This window comes from Ruegeria sp. CH8 (assembly GCF_056536985.1).
Genome location: NZ_JBQFQR010000011.1, coordinates 148,822 through 170,524 on the forward strand (window position 1 = coordinate 148,822; position 21,703 = coordinate 170,524).

20 protein-coding genes and 1 tRNA gene are annotated in these 21,703 nt (G+C 56.4%); 14 read left to right on the forward strand and 7 right to left on the reverse strand.

Translation table 11 applies throughout. The features are described 5' to 3' along the window. Positions 1-64: 64 nt before the first annotated feature. On the reverse strand, positions 65-1,102 hold the full coding sequence (locus tag ACR0ER_RS14140) for a glycosyltransferase family 4 protein (RefSeq protein WP_480769491.1): 1,038 nt from the start codon (positions 1,100-1,102) through the stop codon (positions 65-67). Positions 1,103-1,122: 20 nt separating this feature from the next. Continuing rightward, positions 1,123-2,295: an MFS transporter gene (locus ACR0ER_RS14145; RefSeq protein ID WP_480769492.1), complete on the reverse strand. Its 1,173-nt coding sequence runs from the start codon at positions 2,293-2,295 to the stop codon at positions 1,123-1,125. 142 nt (positions 2,296-2,437) lie between these two features. Between ACR0ER_RS14145 and ACR0ER_RS14150 the strand changes: the two genes are divergently transcribed. Next, on the forward strand, positions 2,438-3,580 hold the full coding sequence (locus tag ACR0ER_RS14150) for a DUF3095 domain-containing protein (RefSeq protein ID WP_480769493.1): 1,143 nt from the start codon (positions 2,438-2,440) through the stop codon (positions 3,578-3,580). A gap of 4 nt (positions 3,581-3,584) precedes the next feature. On the opposite strand, the gene ACR0ER_RS14155 is transcribed toward ACR0ER_RS14150, so the two are convergent. Both ACR0ER_RS14155 and ACR0ER_RS14160 read right to left on the reverse strand, forming a co-directional pair. Beyond that, positions 3,585-4,355 carry an HpcH/HpaI aldolase family protein gene (locus tag ACR0ER_RS14155; RefSeq protein ID WP_480769494.1) on the reverse strand — a complete coding sequence of 257 codons (771 nt, stop codon included), beginning with the start codon at positions 4,353-4,355 and terminating at the stop codon, positions 3,585-3,587. Between the two features lie 10 nt (positions 4,356-4,365). Further along, positions 4,366-5,778 carry a pyridoxal phosphate-dependent decarboxylase family protein gene (locus ACR0ER_RS14160; protein WP_480769495.1) on the reverse strand — a complete coding sequence of 471 codons (1,413 nt, stop codon included), beginning with the start codon at positions 5,776-5,778 and terminating at the stop codon, positions 4,366-4,368. A gap of 235 nt (positions 5,779-6,013) precedes the next feature. Between ACR0ER_RS14160 and hpaR the strand changes: the two genes are divergently transcribed. Both hpaR and ACR0ER_RS14170 read left to right on the forward strand, forming a co-directional pair. Beyond that, positions 6,014-6,448 carry a homoprotocatechuate degradation operon regulator HpaR gene (gene hpaR / locus ACR0ER_RS14165; protein ID WP_480769496.1) on the forward strand — a complete coding sequence of 145 codons (435 nt, stop codon included), beginning with the start codon at positions 6,014-6,016 and terminating at the stop codon, positions 6,446-6,448. 532 nt (positions 6,449-6,980) lie between these two features. After that, complete coding sequence (locus ACR0ER_RS14170; protein ID WP_480769497.1) at positions 6,981-7,679, forward strand: fumarylacetoacetate hydrolase family protein; 699 nt, start codon at positions 6,981-6,983, stop codon at positions 7,677-7,679. A gap of 3 nt (positions 7,680-7,682) precedes the next feature. Here the strand turns inward: ACR0ER_RS14170 and ACR0ER_RS14175 are convergent, their stop codons facing one another. Next, entirely contained in the window at positions 7,683-8,891 is a 1,209-nt protein-coding gene (locus ACR0ER_RS14175) for a winged helix-turn-helix domain-containing protein (RefSeq protein ID WP_480769498.1), read from the reverse strand. Positions 8,892-8,895: 4 nt separating this feature from the next. Then, entirely contained in the window at positions 8,896-9,921 is a 1,026-nt protein-coding gene (locus ACR0ER_RS14180; RefSeq protein WP_170334151.1) for a LacI family DNA-binding transcriptional regulator, read from the reverse strand. 115 nt (positions 9,922-10,036) lie between these two features. Here ACR0ER_RS14180 and ACR0ER_RS14185 point away from each other — a divergent pair. The 11 genes from ACR0ER_RS14185 (at position 10,037) to ACR0ER_RS14235 (ending at position 20,120) form a co-directional block, all read left to right on the forward strand. Next, positions 10,037-10,113: transfer RNA gene (locus tag ACR0ER_RS14185), tRNA-Arg, on the forward strand. 324 nt (positions 10,114-10,437) lie between these two features. Next, a complete protein-coding gene (locus ACR0ER_RS14190; RefSeq protein ID WP_480769499.1) occupies positions 10,438-11,049 on the forward strand; it encodes an HNH endonuclease in 612 nt (203 codons plus the stop codon). 74 nt (positions 11,050-11,123) lie between these two features. After that, positions 11,124-11,660, forward strand: a complete 537-nt coding sequence (locus ACR0ER_RS14195) for a hypothetical protein (protein ID WP_480769500.1) — start codon at positions 11,124-11,126, stop codon at positions 11,658-11,660. Between the two features lie 208 nt (positions 11,661-11,868). Continuing rightward, positions 11,869-12,861, forward strand: a complete 993-nt coding sequence (locus ACR0ER_RS14200) for a hypothetical protein (RefSeq protein WP_480769501.1) — start codon at positions 11,869-11,871, stop codon at positions 12,859-12,861. Continuing rightward, a complete protein-coding gene (locus tag ACR0ER_RS14205) occupies positions 12,858-13,172 on the forward strand; it encodes a hypothetical protein (RefSeq protein ID WP_480769502.1) in 315 nt (104 codons plus the stop codon). Before ACR0ER_RS14200 ends, ACR0ER_RS14205 begins: the two co-directional genes overlap by 4 nt. A 163-nt stretch (positions 13,173-13,335) precedes the next feature. Next, a complete protein-coding gene (locus tag ACR0ER_RS14210; RefSeq protein ID WP_480769503.1) occupies positions 13,336-14,820 on the forward strand; it encodes a DUF3987 domain-containing protein in 1,485 nt (494 codons plus the stop codon). Between the two features lie 156 nt (positions 14,821-14,976). Then, positions 14,977-15,300, forward strand: coding sequence for a helix-turn-helix domain-containing protein (locus ACR0ER_RS14215; protein ID WP_480769504.1), 324 nt, complete (start codon positions 14,977-14,979; stop codon positions 15,298-15,300). A 53-nt stretch (positions 15,301-15,353) separates the two neighbouring features. After that, entirely contained in the window at positions 15,354-16,355 is a 1,002-nt protein-coding gene (locus ACR0ER_RS14220; protein WP_480769505.1) for a hypothetical protein, read from the forward strand. A gap of 937 nt (positions 16,356-17,292) precedes the next feature. Next, entirely contained in the window at positions 17,293-17,709 is a 417-nt protein-coding gene (locus tag ACR0ER_RS14225; RefSeq protein WP_480769506.1) for a hypothetical protein, read from the forward strand. Positions 17,710-17,821: 112 nt separating this feature from the next. After that, positions 17,822-18,553, forward strand: coding sequence for a metallophosphoesterase family protein (locus tag ACR0ER_RS14230; protein ID WP_480769507.1), 732 nt, complete (start codon positions 17,822-17,824; stop codon positions 18,551-18,553). A gap of 118 nt (positions 18,554-18,671) precedes the next feature. Then, the gene (locus ACR0ER_RS14235) at positions 18,672-20,120 is read left to right on the forward strand and encodes a mannose-1-phosphate guanylyltransferase/mannose-6-phosphate isomerase (RefSeq protein ID WP_480769508.1); all 1,449 of its coding nucleotides are present in this window, start codon (positions 18,672-18,674) and stop codon (positions 20,118-20,120) included. 268 nt (positions 20,121-20,388) lie between these two features. Here the strand turns inward: ACR0ER_RS14235 and ACR0ER_RS14240 are convergent, their stop codons facing one another. Further along, complete coding sequence (locus ACR0ER_RS14240; RefSeq protein WP_480769509.1) at positions 20,389-21,555, reverse strand: nucleotide sugar dehydrogenase; 1,167 nt, start codon at positions 21,553-21,555, stop codon at positions 20,389-20,391. Positions 21,556-21,703 lie beyond the last annotated feature (148 nt).

A 21,703-nucleotide genomic window follows, 5' to 3' on the forward strand; every position in this document is an offset into this window, starting at 1 on the left:
AGAAAAAAGGGTTTTCAGTTCCAATTTTCAGGATTAACGGCGAATTGATACGGTTCGATGCGACTTAGGCGGTGTTCAGCAGCGATCTGTAGACTTTCACGATGGCTTCGGCTTCGCCCTCGATTCGAAAATTCTGTTCGACATGCGTTCGGGCCGCCCGCCCCTCAGTCGCCAATTGATCCGGGTCTTCCAGCATATGGGTAAGCGCATTGGCCAGAGCTGCGGCGTTGTCTTTTTCGATCAGACGGCCGGTCTCACCATCTTTGATCTGCGCGCTGAACGCACCAACATCGTGGCAGGCGATAGCAGGCACGCCCGAGGCCATCGCTTCGAGAGGGGTCAGGCCAAAGCCTTCGTGGCGGGCCGGGGCGACGAACAGGTCCAGTGCGCGATAGGTCTCAACAATTTCCTCCCATGGGCGTTCGCCCAAAAACTTCACCCTGTCGGCCAACCCGGCCTGTCTAAGCTTGGCTTCCTGCTCACGCTGGAAGGATTCGAACTCTTTCGTCGCATTGCCGGTAAAAACGATCTTGGCATCCGGAAATGAGGGCAGCACCTTGATCGCTGCGTCCACCAGCAAATCAACACCCTTCTGTGGACGAATACGACCGAAACACCCAATCAGCGTGCCGCCGGGCAACCCCAGCTTGTCGCGCAGAGCCTGTTTGTCGTCAGCAGGGTGAAACAGTGCGGTGTTCACACCGTGCATGATCACGGTCGACGGGTGTTTCAGGAATGAGGCCGCTTGCGGAGTTGTGGCGATCAGTGCATCCATTTTCGAGATCAGCCACTTGGTGAACCCGGAATGATCCCGTTGTGCGGCTGAAGTGAACAGCAGCTTCAGGTTCCTGCGCAGGACGTGACGCAGGAACAGGCCCATCAGCATTTCAGTGTTGCGGCGCGCGTGCCAGATACGCAGTCTGCGATTGGATAGAAACGGAACTTTGATCAGTCTGATATGGGGCAAATCGTCCGGCAGGCCGGGCCCTGTAGCGACTATACCGATCATCTCTTTCTGGATTGGCAGCAGGCGGATGACAGTTGTGGTGACACCAGACAGGCTGTGTTTCAGGTTTGGCGCGATCACCTCGATTTCCTGCACAGCGCTCTCCACTTTTGAAGTCAGTCCACATTGTCTCGGCTGAACAAGTAGATCACACAGCCAATGGCAAGCGTGACCGCGAAAAAGCCGAATATCGCTGTGTAGGGCGCGGTTGGGCTGATGTCCACCGTGGCCGCATGGATGCGGCCCGTGACGAATTGCGCGATACCAACGCCGCCGATGCCGAAGAGATTCAGAAGGGTCATGCCACGTCCGACCAGATGCGGCGCCACAAAGGCGCGGCCATGGGCCATGATGACCGGAAAGCTGGCCCCCATGAACCCGATCACAGCCATCAGCACCACAGCCAGCCAGACTGCGTTATCGATCCACAGGCACAGCAGAACCAGCGCCGCTGTGCCCAGAGCATTGCCACCGAAGATCACCCATTTCCGCGTACCCAACATCCGGTCAAGCGGGCCATAGACAAAGGTCCCGGCAATCATCGCGGCCCCCATGATCAGCGTCGCCGTACCGATCTGCGTGGTGCTGAGCGCAAAGATATCGCTCAGGTAAGGCCCGGCCCATAGGCCGCGCGTCGCGGCCGAGGGTGCATAAGCCACCAGCATCAGCGGCAGGATCGCCCACAAAGCGGGCTCTTTCAGCAGGTCCAGGACGGACCCCCGTTGCTCGGTCTCAACCCGTTTGGGGTCGTGCACGGTGATCCAGATGCCCAGCGCAATGGCGCCCGAGAACAGCGCCAGAACCCACATCGTGGCGCGCCAGCCCATCAGCTCGACGGCCAGCGCGGTGGGGTAAGAGGCCACCAGATTGCCAACCGACCCGACGCCCAGCATCACCGCAGCCAGCGTCGCAAACCGCGCAGGCGGGTATTCTCGCGCAAAGATGTAGTACGACGCCATCAGCACCGGAGAGCACCCGACCCCGATCAGCCCCATGGCGATTGCAATGTGAAACGGCGTGCTGGCCACAGCAAACAGCGCGGCACCACCCGCACCCCCGACCAGCAACAACGCGGCTGCTGTCAGGCGTGGCCCGATCTGATCCAGCGCCCAGCCCACCGGCAGCTGCATCGCCGCAAAGACCAGAAACCAAAGCCCCGAGGCAAAGGCCAGATCCTCGGGCGTGGCGCCGATATCGCGGCCCAGATCAACGCTCAGTACCGCCAGAAAGGCGCGAAAAAACTGGCTGAGCACATAGCCCAGGCACAAGACCACCAGACCTGCCTTCATGAACCTCCCCTTCCTCCCCAGGTTGCGCGGAAATGCTTGGCACGTCCCGGTGCGCCACACAAGCTTGTGTGCTATACTGTTTTCACCGGACAGCGTTCACATTCGGGCTATCTGTTCCAAGACCCATCACCCCGAGGTGCCGATGAAAGACGCACAGGCCGCCTTTTATGACAGCCTTCCCCGACAGCGGGACTTCACCAGCCTGGCGCAGCCAGCGCGGTTTACGCCTGTGCCCGGTGACTGGGCGCTGGGCGTGGCCGATATCGTCGATTCCACGGGTGAGATCGCGCGGGGCCGCTATAAAACCGTCAACATGGTGGGCGCGGCAGTGATCTCGGCCATGATCAACGCGCTGAAAGGGCAGGAGTTTCCCTATGTCTTTGGTGGCGACGGGGCAGGGTTTGCCGTGCCCGCAAGCGCCGTTGACACCGCTCGAACCGTTTTGGCCGAGTTGCGGCGCTGGGCCGAGGAAGAGTTCTCGATCACGCTACGCGGGGCATTGGTGCCGGTGTCCGAAATCCGACTTGCGGGTAAGGACCTGCGGGTCGCGCGCTATGCGCCATCGGACGGGGTGGATTATGCCATGTTCTCGGGTGGCGGGCTGGTCTGGGCCGAAGCGCAGATGAAATCTGGCGCGTTTGAGGTGCCACCCGCCGAGCCGGGCGCGCTGCCTGATCTGACCGGCCTGTCCTGCCGTTGGTCCAACAGTAAAGCGCGCTATGGCCAGATCGTCTCGTTGGTGATCCAGCCGACGCAGAAAGCGACCGAGAGCGATTTTGCCGATCTGGCCCGCTCGGTATTGACGGCCTCGGAACGGTTGGAGCGTGCCGGCCACCCGGTGCCGGAAAACGGCCCTCCGATCAGCTGGCCACCGCCGGATGTCGAACTGGACGCTCGAGTTTCGCGCGCGGGGCGCAACCTGCTTGGACAAAGGATAAAGCTGCTGGGGCAAAACCTGCTGATCGCGCTGTTGTTCAAAACCGGCAAACAGCTGGGTGAGTTCGATCCCGGGCATTACAAACACATGGTCAGCCGCAACGCCGATTTTCGCAAGTTCGATGACGGGCTGAAGATGACGCTGGATTGCGATCCGGCTACGCTCAAACAAATCAAGATCATGCTGGAACAGGCGCGCGAACAGGGCAAGGTCCGCTATGGGTTGCACGCACAGGATGAGGCGATGATGACCTGTTTTGTGCCCTCGGCCATGCGGGATGACCATGTTCATTTCGTCGATGGGGCCTCGGGCGGGTATGCACAGGCCGCCGCCGCAATGCAGGGTTAAGGCGTTATTTTGCCTTCCATTTAGCCGCCAACGCCCGTGCGGCTTGCGCCAGCAGCATCACGTCGATCCCCACGGCCAAAAATTGCGCGCCCATCTCAAGATAGGCCTGGTTGGCTTCGTCATTGGTGCCCAAAATGCCGGGCGCTTTGCCTGCCGCATTGATCCGCGTTATGGCATCAGCGATGGTGGCGCGGACCTCGGGGGCGGCGCTGTTGCCCTGAAACCCCATATCAGTGGACAGATCCGCCGGGCCGATGAACACGCCGTCGACGCCCTCAACCTGTAAAATATCGTCTAGCGCCGCCATCCCGGCGCGGTTTTCGACCTGCACCAGCAGACAAATCTGCTCATCGGCGGTCTGAATGTAGTCCGTGACCGAGCCATATCCCGTGGCCCGCGCTGCGCCAGCGCCAACACCGCGCAGCCCTTCAGGCGGATAGCGGCAGGCCCGCACCAGTTCGCGCGCCTGTTCGGCGCTGTTGACCATCGGCACCAGAATGGTTTGTGCGCCGATATCCAGCACCATCTTGATCAGTGCGATATCGCCCACCGGCACCCGTACCACCGGATGCGAGGGGCTGGCGGCCAGCGCCATCAGTTGATCCCGCAATGAGCGGATGTCATTCGGTGCGTGTTCTCCATCCACAACCAGCCAGTCAAACCCGGCGGTGCCCATGATCTCGGCCGCAACGGGTTCGGCAAAGCTGTTCCAGCAGCCAATCACCCGTTCGCCATTGATTAGAGCCTGTTTAAACATGTTTTTGGGCGCAGCCATTTGGGAACCTCTAGGTGAGTGAACGGGCAATTTCGGTGATGACATCATAGGCCATTCGGACATCATTCTCGGTGGTTTCGAACTGACCGGCCTGGAAGCGGATTACCAGATTACCATCGACTCGGGTCTGAGTCAGATAGATGCGGCCATCATCGTTGATCGCATTGACCAGCTGCAGGTTCAGGTCGTCCAGATCCGTGTGCCCATCGGGGGTGTAGCGGAAGGTCCAAAGCGACCACATTGGCGGGGTGACGATCTGGAAATCCGGCTCGGCTGCCAGCCGGTCATGCAGATCGTTAGACCAATTCACATGGTTGCGCAGCCGTTCGCGCAGCCCCTCCAGCCCATAGGCGCGCAGCACGAACCACAGTTTCAGCGCCCGGAACCGGCGGCCCAGAGGAACCGACCATTCCGAATAATTGATGATCCCGTCCTTGCCATGCGTCTTAAGATATTCCGGGCTGATTGCCAGTGTCTGTACCAGATCGTCGGGGTTTTTCAGGAAATGCGCGCAGCAGTCGAACTGCACGCCCAGCCACTTATGCGGGTTGAACACGATGCTGTCAGCGTGCGCGATCCCAGGCCAATAGTGGCGGTATTCCGGACAGATCATCGCCGACCCGGCCCAGGCCGCGTCTACATGCGAATAAAGCCCGTACTTCTGCGCGATCTTCAGACATTCATCCACCGGATCGGTTGCCCCGGTGCCGGTCCCGCCGACACAGAGAATGACGCCCGCAGGTTGCAAACCAGAGTCTAAATCGGCCTGAATCGCCGTTTCCAGCGCCGCGGGGTCCATGCCGCGCCAGTCGCCTTTGATCGGGATACGCACCAGATTGTCCTGTCCGATCCCGGCCACCCAGATGGCGCGATCCACCGAAGTGTGCACCTCGGCCGAGCAATAGACACGCAGCGGTTTCTGCCCGAACAATCCCTGCTGGTTGCCCTGCCAGTTCAACGCCTTTTCCCGCATGGTCAGAACTGCGGCCAGCGTTGCTGAGGATGCTGAGTCCTGTATGACGCCCGCAAATCCCTCGGGAAGGTCCAGCGCCTGACGCAGCCATTCCATCATCCGCGTCTCCATTTCGGTCGCGGCGGGCGAGGTCTGCCACAACATGCATTGCGGCGCGATGGCGCTGGTCAGGAACTCTGCCAAAACCGACGGGGGCGACGTGTTCGCATTGAAATAGGCGAAAAATCGGGGGTGCTGCCAATGAGTGATCCCCGGCATCACGATATCTTCGAAATCGCGGAAAATATCCTCCATCGCCTGTGCCTGCTCCGGCGGATTGGCGGGCAGGGCGTTCAGAATCTCACCCGGTTCGGTCCGGGCGCGCACGGGTTTGTCCCCTACAGTCAGGTGGTAGTCTTGCGCCCATACGGCAATTTTTTTGCCCCAGTCGGTGAACTCATCCCACTTCATGCCAAACCTCGGATATTTGTCAGACCCGGATTTGCCCCAGCCTGAATTGCTTCATTGTGCCAGTCATGGCCATTTAGCGCCAAGGGTCAATATTAATTGCTATGTTTACTAAATTTAGATTGCATTGACTCAAAGCGCGTCAACTCGAAAGACTCTAATAAGGGCAAATGGTAACATTACAACGAGGAAAAGATTGGCCCGTTGCAGTGTCGCGTGATTTCGGTGAAAATTCCTTATGACCAATGAAGTACCATTGACGTCACGTTCATTGCCCATTGCACTCCTGCGGGCCAGAGAACGGGTCATGGGGCCTATTCGCAAGATGCTGGCGGATGTCGGCGTAACCGAACAGCAATGGCGCGTGCTGCGCGTTCTGGATGAAGAAGGCCCGCAAGAGCCGACCCATCTTGCGGACCGCGCGTGCCTGCTGTTGCCCAGCCTTACCCGCATTCTGCAAAAGCTCGAAGCAAAGGGGCTGATCCTCAGAGAAACCCACCCTGGCGACAAACGCCGTCAGATCGTCGACATCTCGGCAAACGGGAAGCAGATCATTCGGGATAATATTCAGGTCACCATTCATATGGCCGAGGATTTGCGCACCAAGTTGGGTCCGGAACGCCATGAGGCCTTGTTGGACCTGCTCAATGAATTGCGTGATCTGGAAACGTGACACCTGACGCACGAACCCCGCCAGAGATAGGTATGTTCTCCGGCGGGGCGGCCAGACGTGTACTGGATTGATTGCCTGGCCCGAGGCCGGTTGCGTCGAAGAGGTCCCGACGGTCCAGCCTGCGATTCAGAGAACGCGCCGGACTGAATAAACCGACTGTGTGGCGCAAAGACTCAGGGGGTGTGGTCTTTCGCCGTAGTTCTCTGAAATAATCGCATCCAATACGTCCACGCGGTTCGCAGACGAATGGGATGTCTTGACGTCAGACGGGTTCTATTCCCCCGCCGTACCTGTGAGCGGCGGCCAAAGCGCGGCACCCCGATGTGCCGGACCTCTCGCTTTGCCATCCCTCAACTTAGCATTGTTTCCGTGATTTCCAAGACACAGCACCCGGATTGTGATCAGACATGGGTCGGATTCTTACGGTCCCAAGACTGACTTGCAGCACGTTAGCAGTTATGTGCAAGGCGTGTGTCTTGCCTGTCAGATCGCTGCATTAAGATGCGCGTTGCTTGAATTTAAAGGGGTCGATATGCCAGACACTGTGTTTTCTCTTCCCGAACCGATTGCCATTCCGGTTCAGGGGCAGCAGGCGGCTTATCCAGTAGGCCGGATTTTCTGTGTCGGCCGAAACTATGCGGCACACGCGGCCGAGATGGGGCACGAGGTTGATCGCGAAGCGCCGTTCTATTTTACCAAATCCGCCCCAAATGCGGTGTTGACCGGGGCAACCGTGCCCTACCCGCCGGGAACTGAAGACTTCCACCACGAGATGGAACTTGCCGTCGCCGTCGGAAAACCGGTCTTCCGCGCCACCAGCGCACAGGCCTGGGATGCGGTTTACGCTTATGGATGTGCGCTCGACATGACCCGCCGAGACTTGCAAATTCGCGAGCGCAACAAGCAGCGCCCGTGGGATCTGGGCAAGGACCTTGAAGCCGGTGCGGTGTTTGCACCATTGACCCCAGCGGCGGATTGGTCGCCGGCGGATGGCACCCGTATTCATCTGAGTGTGAATGGCGAAATCCGTCAGGATGCAACGCTGAGTGAGCTGATCTGGAAGATCGACGAAATCATTAGCCATCTGTCCGGATACTACCATCTGCGGCCCGGAGACCTGATACTGACCGGTACGCCTGCCGGTGTTGGCCCGGTGCAGGCTGGCGATGTGATCGAGGGCGGCATTGATGGGCTGCAGCCGATCCATTTAACGTTGGCGGGGAGGAAATAGACCCTATTTAGGGGCTTTCAGCCAGTCTTTTGCAAATTCCACATCGTCCAGCCCGGCAAAACGGCGGACCCGATCCAGTTCCGATTGCAGCCGCCGGGTGCGGGCATCTGACCAGCGAACGGATCGCTCCGGCCACAACGCGCTAACCTGCAGGACACCTCGGTCCCGTTGGGCCTTCATGTCGATACGACCGACCATCTTGTCGCCTTCCAGTAGCGGAAAAACGTAATAGCCATAGGTCCGCTTGGCAGCGGGAACAAACACCTCTATCCGATAGTGAAACCCGAAGAGCCGCTCGGCCCGGTTGCGGTCGCGCAGCATAGGGTCGAAGGGGCTAAGCACCCGGATACGGCCCGGCGGAACGGGCGTGCCAGCTCTGCTCAACCCTGGGCGGGCCAACTGCTTCCGCACCTGCCCATTGGCACAGGTGACTTCGATTTCCTCCAAAAATCCCTGTGTTAGACCCTTTTCGCACCAGTTTTTCGCCTCGGTCACGCTGACCGTGTCCCAGAAGGCGGCTAATTCTCCCGATGTCGCAAATCCCAACCGGTCTAACGCGGCGTTGCACAGCCAATCCACGGTTGCCTCAGCGTCGCAGGCCATGTTGCCCGGGCACAGATGCGTGTCGATCACCCGTTCGGTCAGGTCATAGTGTTTTTGAAACCCGTTGCGGCCAATTACCGTCAACGCACCGGACCGCCAAAGGAATTCCAGCGCGGTTTTGGACGGATGCCAGTCCCACCAGCCGCCGGATCCTTTCTTTTCGTCCTTGCCCACATCCGAGGACGATACCGGCCCGTGGTCGCGGATATGCTGAAGAACGGTGGCGAATTGCTGTTCGAACCCGTCCCGACGCCAGTTTTTCCAGCGGGATTTCAGCAGCGTTTCGTCCCGTTGAAACCTCAGATGCCAATGGGGATAGAACTCCATCGGAATGACCGCGGCGTCATGGGTCCAGTGCTCGAACAGCGCCTTGTCGCGCTCATAGAGGTGTTTGAGGTTTTTCGCGCGATAGGACGGCCGACGCGAAAACAGGATCATGTCGTGCGCACGTGCAACCGTATTGATGCTGTCCAGCTGCACAAAACCCAGCCGGTGGATCAGATCCAACAGTTCCGCGCCCTTGGCACCGCCCGAAGGCTGTTCGGCCAACGCATGGCGGTCCATGAACAGCGCACGGGCCGCCTTGTTATCCAGCCGTTGCAGCGCCACTGTGTCAGCGCCGTTTCAGCGTATCGCCATAGCTGATCTTGGGGGTCAGGGTCACTCGGGTGTCGAATTCGGCTTCCGGCTCGGCCAGTTGTCCGGAGATGATCTCGGCCGCCTTGCGCCCGATTTCCAACCGGCAGGCATCCATCGTAGCCAGCTTACGCGGCAAGCCCTGCAGCAGTTCGACATTGTTGAAACCGGCCAGACCGATCTGCCCCGGCACCTCGATGCCTTGTTCCAACAGATACAGCAAGCCGCCAGCACCGATCATGTCATTGGAATAATACAGGAAATCCAGCTCAGGCGAACGCTCCAGCATGGCCTGTGTCATCTCGCGCCCCTTGGCCAGGGCCGAACCGCCGGAATAGAACTCCCGATCTTCGATCTCTATCCCGTTCTTACCCAGAACTTCGGTGAAGCCTTCGAACCGCTTCCGCGCACGGTGGTCCAGCGGCATCTTGGTGCCCATAAAGCCGATATGTTCGTAACCCGCCTTCAGGATCGCCTCGGCCATTTCACGACCGGCGCGCCGGTGCGAAATACCAACCATCGCGTCCACCGGCTTGCCGTCGGTATCCATGATCTCAACCACCGGGATACCCGCCGAATCCAACATGGCGCGCGCCGCTTCCGTATGCTCAAGCCCTGCGATGATCACGCCTGAAGGCCGCCATGAAAGCATCTCGTACAGGACTTTTTCTTCCTTCTCGGGCAGGTAATCGGTGACGCCAACCACCGGTTGCAGCTCGGTGTCTTCCAACACCTGATTGATACCGGTCAGGACCTCGGGGAAGACCATGTTCGACAACGAAGGTATGATCACCGCAACCAGATTGACCCGGCTTGACGCCAAAGCGCCAGCGATCTTGTTGGGCACATATCCCAGCTCTTTCGCGGCGGCCAGAACACGGGTGCGCGTGGCGTCGGACACGTCGCCCCGGTTCCTCAGAACCCGGCTGACTGTCATCTCGGAAACTCCCGAAGCCTCAGACACGTCGCGAAGGGTAAGCGGGCGTTTTGTTTCTGTTGTCACGGAGGGCACCTGCGCTGTTGTTTTGCCCGATGGTAGCGTGAACAGGACGTGTTTTACAACTGTTGTGCAAAACTCATGACAACCGAAAAAAACCGCGTTACAGAGGGCCTTGCGCGGCCCCGTGGCTCAACTGGATAGAGCAGCCCCCTCCTAAGGGGCAGGTTGCAGGTTCGAATCCTGCCGGGGTCGCCAAATATATCAATCACTTAAATGGAAACCGCATGGCGAGTATCTTTCATGCGGAACGAAATTTGGAACTAAACTTATTGGCTGGGTTGGGTGCTTACTCCTAAGACAGCCCTCTCAAATGCCAACTCTTATGAAGGGCGATACGAGCCCATCCGCTGATCCAATGAAATAGGATGGTTTTTGTTCCCTGTGTCCTTGCTGGTGTGTCATGAGACAATTGCCTGCAACCGCAGGGGGGGGAACCTTGCCCAAACTAATTTGTCGACAGCAATTCGCGCATCTGCAAAGCTTCTATCTCGAGTCCTTTGTTCGAAAAGCTGTTTCACTATGAAGTCTCCAAAACCGGGAGCTTGGCTCCATGACCTCGTCACGATTTACAATGAGCTTGGAGGTCAAGCTTCATACAGCGACGTTTACGAACTTGCAGAACGGCGTCGAAAAGCTCGAGGCGCAAGTTGGACCGCAAAAGCCAAGGCAACAATCCGCAGAACTGTTGAAGACCACGCTGAAAGCTCTTCCAATTTTAGAGGGGATGCGGTTTTTTACAGCGTAAACGGCCATGGCAACGGCGTATGGGCGTTACTACCTGAATACGTCACAAATGCATCTCATCCGACTGATTCTCCAGCATACCTCGAAGGTATTGAAGGGATTGCACAAGAGCGCCGCTATCTTCTTCGCTCCAGGAACTCAAAGTTGGTAGAGGGAAGGAAAAAGCTCGACGACTACACCTGTCAAGCATGCAATTTTCGACTTGAGATATCTGTCGGAAAATTCGTCATCGAAGTCCATCATCTCAACCCGTTGGGAGAATTGCCTGAAGCGACCATTACCTCGATAAACGAGTTGGTTTGCTTGTGTCCAACCTGCCACCGAATAGCCCACATGAGACCAAAAACACCCTATTCCCTGGAAGAGATCCGAGATTTGAGATTGTAGTATTCCCCTCCATTGGATGGTGACATCACAACTCCAAAGCCACCGCCCAGGTATTTTTATCAAAGAAGGCCCACATGAGAAAGATTTACGAGCACCGTTTTCCGTCCAGTGAGGAGGCGCTTGAGTATATCAAAGCCGCCCATTGGGACTACGTTGGCCGCAAGGGTCTCTTCAGGAAATACGACCGCTACGAGGGTAGTAGTTTTTACACGAGAGCGGAGGAGCTGGCAGGGCGTGAGTATGAAACCCGATACGCCCTCAAGCTATATCCGGATGGGTATGTTTCGCTGCATACCATTAAGGACACAAGCGGAAGTCCGCCACTCTTGACGACTGCCCTCCCTGATGTGCTTTGGACATCAGCGCACGCCAGAGACTTCAGCATGAAGATGGTTGAAAAGGTGAATAGTGTGCTGGAAGAGGACGGGTCCGATTTGTGGGTCGCGTTCCGCCATCACCCGTCAAAATTTCCATTGCATAGAAAGAGCGAAACGGAGCCAATCAGCACTTTGAGAAGCTCACTGGATGCGATTGACTACGATCCTGAGCGGAAGGGGATGAGTACCCGCGCTGAAAAAATCTTGCATCAAGCCGTGAATGGGCACTGGTGAAGTTTTTAAGATATCTATCTTCTTGGCTGCGACTCCGCTACTTCACGTGATCTCATGAAACAGGGTAGAGCCACGCGCGCCTCACGTCATGGGAGCTATGCAAGCCCCCCGGCAAGGCCTCCGCGAAGTGGCCCGCCTTTTTCCCCAGGAAAAGGGTTAGCGGGTTAACCCTTTTTTGAAAGGGGTGAAATTTTCCTACATCTGAGGCATGAAGGAACAAAACGAAAGAGCCGGGTTGGTGGGTGCTGTCCGACAGAAGGCTATCGGCTTTCCTGACCTGGCAAATATGGAGCGCCATGGGAAGCGAGAAGATGCCAGCGGACAGCAACGGCGGATCCGAGATACTGAGCCTCTTGTCTATGGCTCCCTGGATCTTGCAGACGCAAGAAGAGCGCATATGCAGGGGGTCAAGCAGTCTGGACGCTCAGCCTGCATTCACTCTCTCGTACAATTCCCAACCGGATTGCTGGATGGTGCGAACGAAGACCATCAACGGGCTATGCTGGGCCATGCAGTTGAGTTCCTGAACAGTTATCATGGTGGGGATGCGGTCTTTGCTGCTCGTCTCGACCGAGACGAGAAGGGTCGGCACACTGCCGATGTGTTTTTGCTGCCGCGATATGACTTCTATTACAAGGATGGAAGGACGGCCAAGAAGGCCTCCGTGTCCAAATTTAGCAAAGCTCACGCAAAGGAGCGGTTCGGTCGAGATGATCGTCGCTCGCAGGGATCTGCTTTGCAGGATGCGTTTTTCGAACATCTAAGAGATGAAATGCAGTTGGATGGCGTGTTGCCTCCAGAACGCAAGATGTTGACGACCAAGGACCGCCTGGAACCGGAAGTGCTGGGGCTTCGCAAAGACCGAAAGAAGCTGGCCGAGAATGCGCGAAAGCTGGCGCAGGCGGATCGAGTGGCGCGAAAACGTAACCTGGAAAAAGCCGCGGAGAACACAGCAGAGGCTAAACGGCTGGCAGAAGAACGGGCCAAAGCAGCACAGGCTCTGGAAGCGGCTCAAACGCTCGCAGAACGTCAGGGAGATGGTAGTAGAGTTGAGAAGCTGAAAGGGCTGCAAGAGCGCCTGAAACGCTCCCATCACCGATCTGTGCCCGCCTCAAAGCCCAGGATTGCCGCATCGGCAAATAATGTTGCCCGTGGGGTGGATGCTGCACTCAAAACAATGATGGAAGGTGATGAGAGGTGAGACAGAGGCAGATTGAGCCAGATCAATATACGGACAAGTTGCGTGAAGCGTTGAAAGTCATTCTTGATGATTGCGATCCCGCGAAGTCATCATCTCGGAAAGCCGCCAAGCAGCTCTTTGAAGAATTGCGAAAGCTGATGCCACTGGCTCGTTCTGCGACTGTGGCCGCAGAAGCCATCTGGGTTGGCCGTATTGAATACAGCTCTGTGGATCAGGAAGTGGGGCACCTCCGAGATCGTCTAATTCGGAATGCTGTTTCCGTGCCAATGAGCTGGGACCGCAAGGGGAAGCTCAGCGCCCTGGTCGAATAGACCAAGGCGCGGGAGTGGGCCAAGAAGCGAGGGCAAAGAGCGAAAAGAAGCGATGCACAGACGATGTTTCTGCTCCAGGTCAAACTATTTTTCCAAACTATTTTCCTGGAACATAAAGTGAACATACCTCCTGTTTAGTCGAAAAACTAACTACGAGGACATCATGACCGACATGCCATTATTAGATTTCGCAGATTCCTGCTGGGTTGAAAAAACTTTCCCGGAACACCTGGAATCTGCGGCAAACGACACAGTTCCCGCACCCAAGCCCTTCGGTGGAAGTGAGGGGCGAATGGCCAATTTTCCGATCAACGCCCTTGGCGAGCATGGATCGGCAATGGTCAAAGCACTGCACCAGAAATATCAAGCTCCCACCGCCCTTTGCGCCCAAGCGGTCCTGTGTGCAATGAACACTGCCGTAAGTTCGTGGGGGCAAGTCGAGGCCATTCACGGCGGCGGCATGCCGCTCTCGCTCTTTTTGATAACCGTCGCTCAAAGTGGTGAACGAAAGACGGCTGTTGATGACGCAGCACAGCGCGGCATTGTTGTTTTCCAGAGGGAACTCGCTGAGGACTTGGAAGCCGCCAGAAAGGCTGCTGCCGATCTGGATGAAGCGGAATTATTACCCTCCGCAGACATCATCGTAAATGAACCGACGCTGGAAGGTTTGCTCCGGACAATGAGCCGAGGTCCGGGGTTCACATGCCTATCGAATGATGACGCTGCATCGTTTTTTGGTAGCCACGCGATGAGTAAGGAGAAGAAGCAGAAAACAACTGCAACTATATCGCAACTCTGGAGCGGAACCAGGGTCTATAGCCCCAGGGCAGATGGCCGAGATGCTGGTGTGGAGGGGGTTCCGTTATCAATGAGTTTAATGTTCCAGCCCTACTTAAACACCCAGGTCTTCGGAGATCGGGAGCTGGTCGAGCAAGGTTTCCTCGCACGGGTGCTACCTTGCTATCCAAAGTCCACAATGGGAACGAGGTTTTTCCAGGAATGCTCTTTAGAGGCCGAGCAGCAAATCCTTGAATTCGCAAATCGCGTTTTCAACACCTTGGAAGAAGTCCAGGCGCTGCGCCAAACGCGTGAAACTCCAACTGACCGATTTGCGCCGCGCCAACCCCTGCTGCGTTTGTCCAAGGCGGCGAGGAAGGTCTTGATTGCATTCCATGATGAAATCGAGGCTCAGCTGGCTCCTGGCGGGAAGTTCGAAAAGGTGCGGGGGTTTGCGAGCCGGTCAACAGAGAACGCTACTCGCCTCTCGGGTGTTGTTGCGCTCTTCGACAACATCAGTGCGCAGGAGGTTCCGGAAGATGCGGCAATTTCTGCCTGTGACCTTATGCGCTTCTACATTGCCGAGTTCTCCAACCTTCTTTCCCTGGCGAAGTCGCAGAAGGACGAGAGTGAAGCTGGCGAACTTGGAGCGTGGCTGGCCAGGCAGTTCGGTGCAGGTGGGTTGGGGCACGATAAAGAGATCTCACAGTTTGGTCCGCCTGCCTTTCGGAAGAAGGGCGACCGGCAAGAAGCGCTTAGGGTGCTACGTGAGCATGCTTGGATTGAAATGCTCCCCAAGGGAACCGTCGTTGATGGCGCGAAACGAGCCGAGGCATTCCGGATCAGCGAGAGAATCGCGGAGGTGCTCTAAGTCCAGGGTCCGCGGCAATGCTGCGGACCAACCACCTCGGGTAGCGGGGTAGCAACTGAGCGACTTCATAGAGATAAAAAGTGTTTGTGGTCAGATCGTTAGGGGGAGTCATCTAAGCCGATTTCCGGAATTTTTGAACGGTACCCTTTCCTTGGGATGGAAACCAATTTTCACATCCCCCGCATCGCCTTTAGCGCTCATGAAGCAGCCGAAATGATCAATGTAAAATACGAAACAATCCTCGCCGAAATCCGCGCTGGTCGTTTAGTTGCGCGCAAGGTCGGCAAAGAATACCGTATCCATCGAGACATGATTGACGAGTATCTGAAATGCCCAGACCAAGGAAGCCAACCCGCGTCCACATGGACCCAAAGACAGGGGACTGGCGTATCTTCAGATCCGATGGTAGCCGCCGTCGGCTCGGACTACGAGGGCCAGCTGCTTTCGAAGCTGCGGAGCAAGCGCTTGCAGACGAATTGATCCTGGAGCGGCTCGGATCTTCCGCGCCGCGCACCACAGACAAGACGCCAGTCATGGATTTGGTTTATCGCTACGCTGAGGCCAGGGCAGACGACGTAGCGAAACCTCAGCTGCTTGCCGATGCAATCGAGGCTTTGTCGCCGTTTTGGACCGGTAAAGCAGCCGCTGATATCAATCGCACTTCATGCGCCGAATACACGAAGTGGCGAATGAACGGTGGATTGCGAAAACACCATCTAAAAACGCGCGAGACATCTATGTCGAAGGCGAAAATCTCGCAGTCGACGGCGCGGCGCGACCTCACGACGCTGAGGGCTGCTGTAAAATTCGCACAGGCTGACGGAATTCTTCTCGGCACAATGCCGACTGTGGTGCTGCCTGATGAAATGCCAGCGCGTGACAGATCGCTGACACGCAGTGAGGCAGCGAAAATCTTGCATGAATTGTGGCGGGGTGCGCCGACAAAGGCACGGGACGGATCCTGGCACCGTTCCCCAGGCAAAACCAAGCATGCTGCTCGGCTGTTCCTTCTACTTCTTTACACCGGTTCACGCTTCGCAACAGTTGCAAAGACGAAGAGGGAAAAGCGCGAGGATGGACCCTGGGTCGATATGCAGAATGAGATTTGGTATCGGCGCGGATCACATGAGAAAGTGACAAAGAAGAGACGTGAGCCACACAGAATCCCGGGCAAAATCATGCTGGCGTTGGAAAGATGGGAGCGCCTCTTTCCAAATCAGGAGTATTTGGTCGAGCATCCCAGAAGTCCTGGCAAGCCAGTTGGTGATATCGGTCAAGCGCTGGATGGTGCATGTCGGCGCTTGGAGATTGAACGAATTACACCTCACGGGCTGAAACACACAGCGATCACACTTTACATATCAGGTGGTGGCGATCCGATGCTCGCCGCTGAGTATTTCAGCACAGCATATGAGACCATCAAAGAAAACTATCTGCACCTGCGCCCGGACTTCCAGGAAGATGCCCTGGCGAACGTTGTTCAACTTGGCAAGCGCCCGGAACGAAATGGAACGAAACGGAACAAAATGACCTGAAATGGGACGAAATATCACAAAGATACGACATGTAAGTCGTTGAATCTGAAGTGATTTTTTCATAATCCCTCTCGCTCCTAAGGGGCAGGTTGCAGGTTCGAATCCTGCCGGGGTCGCCAGACTAATCTAAAAAGTATGTTCTTTAGATACCTTAGATGCTTCCAATACCCCGATAGGTGACACATGTCGAAGAACTGGCTCAGATGATCCTGTGTGGGTTACAGGCAAACTTTTCATTCGCCAAAGTCAGAGCGAACTCGCTCCTTCAATTTATAGAATTAAAGCTTCGGAAATAATAACCGCAACCATTCCTGACGTCTCAGCCGCCGAGCAAGGTCTTCCGCTACGAGGCCAGTTACCGCTATGGACTTGTTGCGGATACTTGATCCGGGTTCATGATCGCTAGTAATGCCGGACACAGCGGTCATGTGTCGAAAACAGTGTTGTCAAAATGCAGCAAAAGACGGAGCCGACAGGCTTCCCTAGAAAAGGAGTTTCGTTGACGTTAAGTAACGGCCAAGCCCTACTCCCGAAACCAATCTTCTAGGTTTAAAAACAAACAGTTAAAGCCAAAAGGGGAGCATTCTGCGTTTGGGCTTCAATACTACAGCGGTGTTGTACCGGAAGCTGCCTTGGAAGGGCCAAGTGCAACACTTACGACCAAGTGCAACACTTACGACATAGTAACTTAGAAACAGGAAGCTGAAAAATTGTATAAAAATCTAATTAAAACAAGTATTTAATGCCAAATTTTACCACACGGTGCACACGGCTGAGGCGTCGCAGCTTTCTAGTTTTGATCCAGACCAACTCTGGAACTGGAGAACTGACTGTGCCAAGCCTGATCGATACTTTAGTCAAAGCGTCACTGCATGCCAAAAACCCTTTTAATGGCAGAGCCTCCCGGTTCGTTTCAGCTTTGCTGGCTGCGGCGGTGATGATTTCTACCCTGAGTGCACCTTCGGGCGTTGAGGCGCAGCAGTTGTTGGTCGTGGGCAGCGACCGTGGCGGATATTTGCATGACCGATTGGCAGAACTTGAAAACCTTAAGGTCCACGGTATCAAGGTCGAGATACGTGGGCGCGTCTGCTATTCAACATGCACGATGTTTCTCGGGCTACCCGAAACCTGCGTGGATCCGAATACGACCTTTGGATTTCACGGCCCGTCGCGCGGCGGTCGCAAACTTGCGCCCGAGGATTTCGAGTATTTCAGCAAAGTCATGGCTGACTACTATCCGGAGCCACTGAAATCGTGGTTCATGAATACGGCGCGCAAACGCATCAACGGAGTCCACAAAGTCAAAGGTAGCGAACTCATACGCATGGGCGTACCAGCTTGTCGAGCAGCCTGACGTCGAACTTGCCCAAAGGTCAGAGCGCAGGTATCTATTTTCAAGCCGAGAACCAACGTCGGATTTTCGTGGTGGGGGCTGACGTGACCACAAGTCAGGAGACCAGCGCTTCGTGCTGACATCGCTTTTCCAACGGTTTATGCGTCGTGGTGACTTCTTGCCACCGAACCCAGACGTTCCACTTTGCGTGATCGGAGATGTGCACGGTTGCCTCGTGCAGCTTGACAAGCTGTTGTCGGAGGTACCACAGGGCCACCGGATCATTTTGGTGGGTGACTATGTCGATCGCGGAGAGCACAGCGCCGAGGTCCTGCGCCTGATCAGTGCACGTTCAGACCTGACTTGTCTGATGGGGAACCACGAAGAGATGCTGCTGCAATTTCTGAAAGATCCCACAGGGCAGGGCCTGCGCTGGTTGCGTTTTGGTGGCCTGCAAACTCTGGCCTCATTTGGTGTACACGGCGCGCGCTCAGAGATGAGCAGTGACGAATTGACGGACTGTCGGGACAGGTTGCAAGAGGCGATGGGCGACGCGCTGTGCCAATGGGTTGCGGGTTTGAAGACCTGGGAAATGTCGGGCAACGTCCTTGTTGTTCACGCTGGCGCAGATCCTTACGCTTCGCCCAGAGAGCAATCGGCAAAGACTCTCATCTGGGGGCATCCATCGTTTCAGTCGAAGACGCGGCGCGACGGTGTCTGGGTTGTACATGGGCATACGATTGTCGGAACGCCCAGAGCACAAAAGGGACGAATTGCCATTGATACCGGAGCCTTTGCGACAGGCGTACTGAGTGCAGTCTGCCTAAATGGGGCTGAGCCCCGGTTCTTGTCGGCCCATCCTTGAAGGTCTGACACTTAAGCGATGGTAGCGGGTCTATTTCCGATCGAAGCCGCCCCTAGCCTTGTCCCGGCAAATCGCATCTATTAGGACCGATGAAAGCAGATCGGATTTTGAGCTTACTATGTTGATCACTCCTGTCCTCCTCTGTGGAGGGTCCGGAACACGCCTTTGGCCGTTGTCCCGGAAAAGCTATCCCAAACAATTCGTCCCCCTGGTGGGTCAGGAAACCCTTTTTCAATCCTCTGCGCGCCGACTGTCCGGCGCGACGGGCAACCTGAGTTTTGCAGCACCCGTTGTTCTGACGAATTCGGATTTCCGCTTTATTGTTGTCGAGCAATTGCAGGCGGTTGGAATCGACCCCGGCGCCATTCTCATTGAGCCCGAAGGGCGCAATACCGCACCGGCGGTTCTGGCCGCTGCCCTGCGCGCGGTGGCGGAAGATCCAGACGCGGTACTGTTGGTGGCCCCGTCTGATCATGTTGTTCCCGACAAGGCCGCGTTTCACGCTGCCATTGCGTGCGGATTGGAGGCTGTGGCGCAGGGACAATTGGTGACATTCGGGATCACACCAACGCATCCTGAAACCGCTTATGGGTATCTTGAACTGACAAGCGCGGCCAATACTGACGGGTCCCCAGTTCCGCTGAAGAAGTTTGTTGAAAAACCGGACCGAGCCCGCGCGACCGAGATGCTTGAGGCCGGCAACTTCAAGTGGAACGCCGGGATTTTCCTGTTCCGTGCGGCAGATATGATTGCCGCGTTCCGGACCTACGCGCCGGAACTGATGGCGCCGGTTGAAGCGGCGGTTGAAACAGCCACGCCGGATCTGGGCTTTCTGCGTCTGAACCCCGAACCTTGGGGTCAGGCTGAAGATATCTCGATTGACTACGCGGTAATGGAAAAAGCGGACAACCTTTCGGTTGTGCCGTTTGACGCCGCCTGGTCCGATCTTGGTGGTTGGGATGCGGTTTGGCGTGAAAGCGGGCCGGATGCTGACGGCGTGGTGATCAGCGGCGATGCGACCGCGATCGAGTGCAAAAACACGCTTCTGCGCTCAGATAGTGACCAGATGGAACTGGTGGGTATCGGTCTGGAAAATATAATCGCAGTGGCGATGAACGATGCGGTTCTGGTGGCGGATTCCTCGCGGGCTCAGGACGTCAAGAAAGCCGTGACAGCGCTGAAGGAAAAAGGTGCGCCGCAGGCCACGGCCTTCCCCAAGGACCACCGGCCCTGGGGCTGGTTCGAAAGCCTTGTGGTGGGCGAGCGCTTTCAGGTGAAACGCATCCATGTCCACCCGGGTGCCTCGCTGAGCCTGCAAAGCCACTTCCACCGATCCGAGCACTGGATCGTAGTTGAAGGCACAGCCCTAGTGAAGATTGACGATCATGAGCAGCTGGTGACCGAGAACCAATCCGTGTACATCCCTCTGGGGGCCGTGCACCGGATGGAAAACCCTGGCCAAGTGCCTATGGTGCTGATCGAGGTTCAAACCGGCACCTATCTGGGCGAGGACGATATCGTTCGCTACGAGGATATCTACGCACGTGGTCAGGGCGCGAAGGGCTGACCGCAAGCGCAACCTGACATCCGGCCAGGTTCAATACCAAGGCTCAAAGGATAAGAGCCCCCCCATTCAGGGGCTCTTTTCGTGATGGGCATTCAACAATCCTGAATGGCCCCGAAGGCGCGTAATCAAAAAAGCTTGTTTTTCGGTACGGTGGTACAGAGAATCCGCGTCTTTGGGGTGACCTAGACGGCACCGGAACCTGCTGCTTTTTCCCAGGCGGCAGGTCTGCGTTTTAGACCGGGTATACTCGATGTCGAGTTCTTCGGTATTAATCAGCGCCGAACAGGTCTCGGGTGAAGACCTTATCGCTCACATCGCGTATGTCGTCCGACAATCGGTTTGCGACGATGAGGTCCGCCATCTGTTTGAACGCGTCCAGGTCTCGGATCACCGGCGAATTAAAGAAGTGATCCTCGCTAAGAGCAGGTTCGTAGACAATGACCTGAATGCCTTTGGCCTTGATCCGTTTCATGATGCCCTGAACCGAACTTTGGCGGAAGTTATCGCTGCCTTCTTTCATCACCAGCCGGTAGATTCCGACGATCTTCGGCCCTTTCATCAGGATCTGATCGCTCAGGAAATTCTTGCGCGTGCGATTGGCATCAACGATGGCGCGGATCAGGTTCTGCGGCACGTGGTTGTAATTGGCCAATAGCTGCTTGGTATCCTTGGGCAGGCAGTAACCACCATAGCCGAATGAGGGGTTGTTGTAATGCGCGCCGATGCGCGGGTCGAGGCTGACGCCTTCGATGATCTGGCGCGGGTCCATGCCTCCGGCCAGGGAATAGCTGTCCAACTCGTTGAAGAAGGCAACCCGCATGGCAAGATAGGTGTTGGCGAACAGCTTGATCGCCTCGGCCTCGTCTGCATCGGTGAATAGCACCGGCACATCCTTTTCCACCGCCCCTTCCAGCAACAGATCGGCAAAGGTTTTTGCCCGGTCTGACCGTTCACCAACGATGATACGGCTGGGGTGAAGGTTGTCATAGAGTGCTCGCCCCTCGCGCAGGAACTCGGGCGAGAAGATCACGTTGTCGGTGCCGAACCGTACGCGGGCCTCGGTAATGAAACCCACGGGTATGGTGGATTTGATCACGATGACCGCGTCGGGGTTCAGAGCCGTGACCTGTTCGATAACCGTATCGACCGAACTGGTGTCGAAATAGTTGCTGCGGGGATCGTAATTGGTCGGGGTTGCTACAATGACGAATTCTGCCCCCGCATATGCGGCTTCGGCGTCAGTAGTGGCAGTCAGGTTCAGGGTGCGGTTAGAAAGAAATTCTGTGATTTCAGCATCCTGAATCGGGCTTTGGCGCTGGTTCAGCAAGGCGACGCGTTCCTCGGACACATCCAACGCCACGACTTCGTGGTTTTGTGCCAGCAGCACCGCATTGGACAAGCCCACATAGCCGATACCGGCGACGGCAATCTTCATTGTTTCATTCCTTTTGTAACCAGGGCCCGTATCTCGTGTCGGGATGTTGTAGTTTTGTCAATTCACTGCGGCGTTTATGGGTGTTGTAATGATTGAGGGTGTGATTTGAGAGATAGTTCTGCCCCATTTTGTGACGGGGTTTTCAGCG

Excerpts from the sequence above, each read along its gene's own strand:
- ACR0ER_RS14145 (WP_480769492.1), bottom strand. The coding sequence starts at position 2,295 with ATGAAGGCAGGTCTGGTGGTCTTGTGCCTGGGCTATGTGCTCAGCCAG.
- ACR0ER_RS14150 (WP_480769493.1), top strand. The coding sequence starts at position 2,438 with ATGAAAGACGCACAGGCCGCCTTTTATGACAGCCTTCCCCGACAGCGG.
- ACR0ER_RS14155 (WP_480769494.1), bottom strand. The coding sequence starts at position 4,355 with ATGGCTGCGCCCAAAAACATGTTTAAACAGGCTCTAATCAATGGCGAA.
- ACR0ER_RS14160 (WP_480769495.1), bottom strand. The coding sequence starts at position 5,778 with ATGAAGTGGGATGAGTTCACCGACTGGGGCAAAAAAATTGCCGTATGG.
- hpaR (WP_480769496.1), top strand. The coding sequence starts at position 6,014 with ATGACCAATGAAGTACCATTGACGTCACGTTCATTGCCCATTGCACTC.
- ACR0ER_RS14170 (WP_480769497.1), top strand. The coding sequence starts at position 6,981 with ATGCCAGACACTGTGTTTTCTCTTCCCGAACCGATTGCCATTCCGGTT.
- ACR0ER_RS14190 (WP_480769499.1), top strand. The coding sequence starts at position 10,438 with ATGAAGTCTCCAAAACCGGGAGCTTGGCTCCATGACCTCGTCACGATT.
- ACR0ER_RS14195 (WP_480769500.1), top strand. The coding sequence starts at position 11,124 with ATGAGAAAGATTTACGAGCACCGTTTTCCGTCCAGTGAGGAGGCGCTT.
- ACR0ER_RS14200 (WP_480769501.1), top strand. The coding sequence starts at position 11,869 with ATGAAGGAACAAAACGAAAGAGCCGGGTTGGTGGGTGCTGTCCGACAG.
- ACR0ER_RS14210 (WP_480769503.1), top strand. The coding sequence starts at position 13,336 with ATGACCGACATGCCATTATTAGATTTCGCAGATTCCTGCTGGGTTGAA.
- ACR0ER_RS14215 (WP_480769504.1), top strand. The coding sequence starts at position 14,977 with ATGGAAACCAATTTTCACATCCCCCGCATCGCCTTTAGCGCTCATGAA.
- ACR0ER_RS14220 (WP_480769505.1), top strand. The coding sequence starts at position 15,354 with ATGGATTTGGTTTATCGCTACGCTGAGGCCAGGGCAGACGACGTAGCG.
- ACR0ER_RS14225 (WP_480769506.1), top strand. The coding sequence starts at position 17,293 with ATGATTTCTACCCTGAGTGCACCTTCGGGCGTTGAGGCGCAGCAGTTG.
- ACR0ER_RS14235 (WP_480769508.1), top strand. The coding sequence starts at position 18,672 with ATGTTGATCACTCCTGTCCTCCTCTGTGGAGGGTCCGGAACACGCCTT.
- ACR0ER_RS14240 (WP_480769509.1), bottom strand. The coding sequence starts at position 21,555 with ATGAAGATTGCCGTCGCCGGTATCGGCTATGTGGGCTTGTCCAATGCG.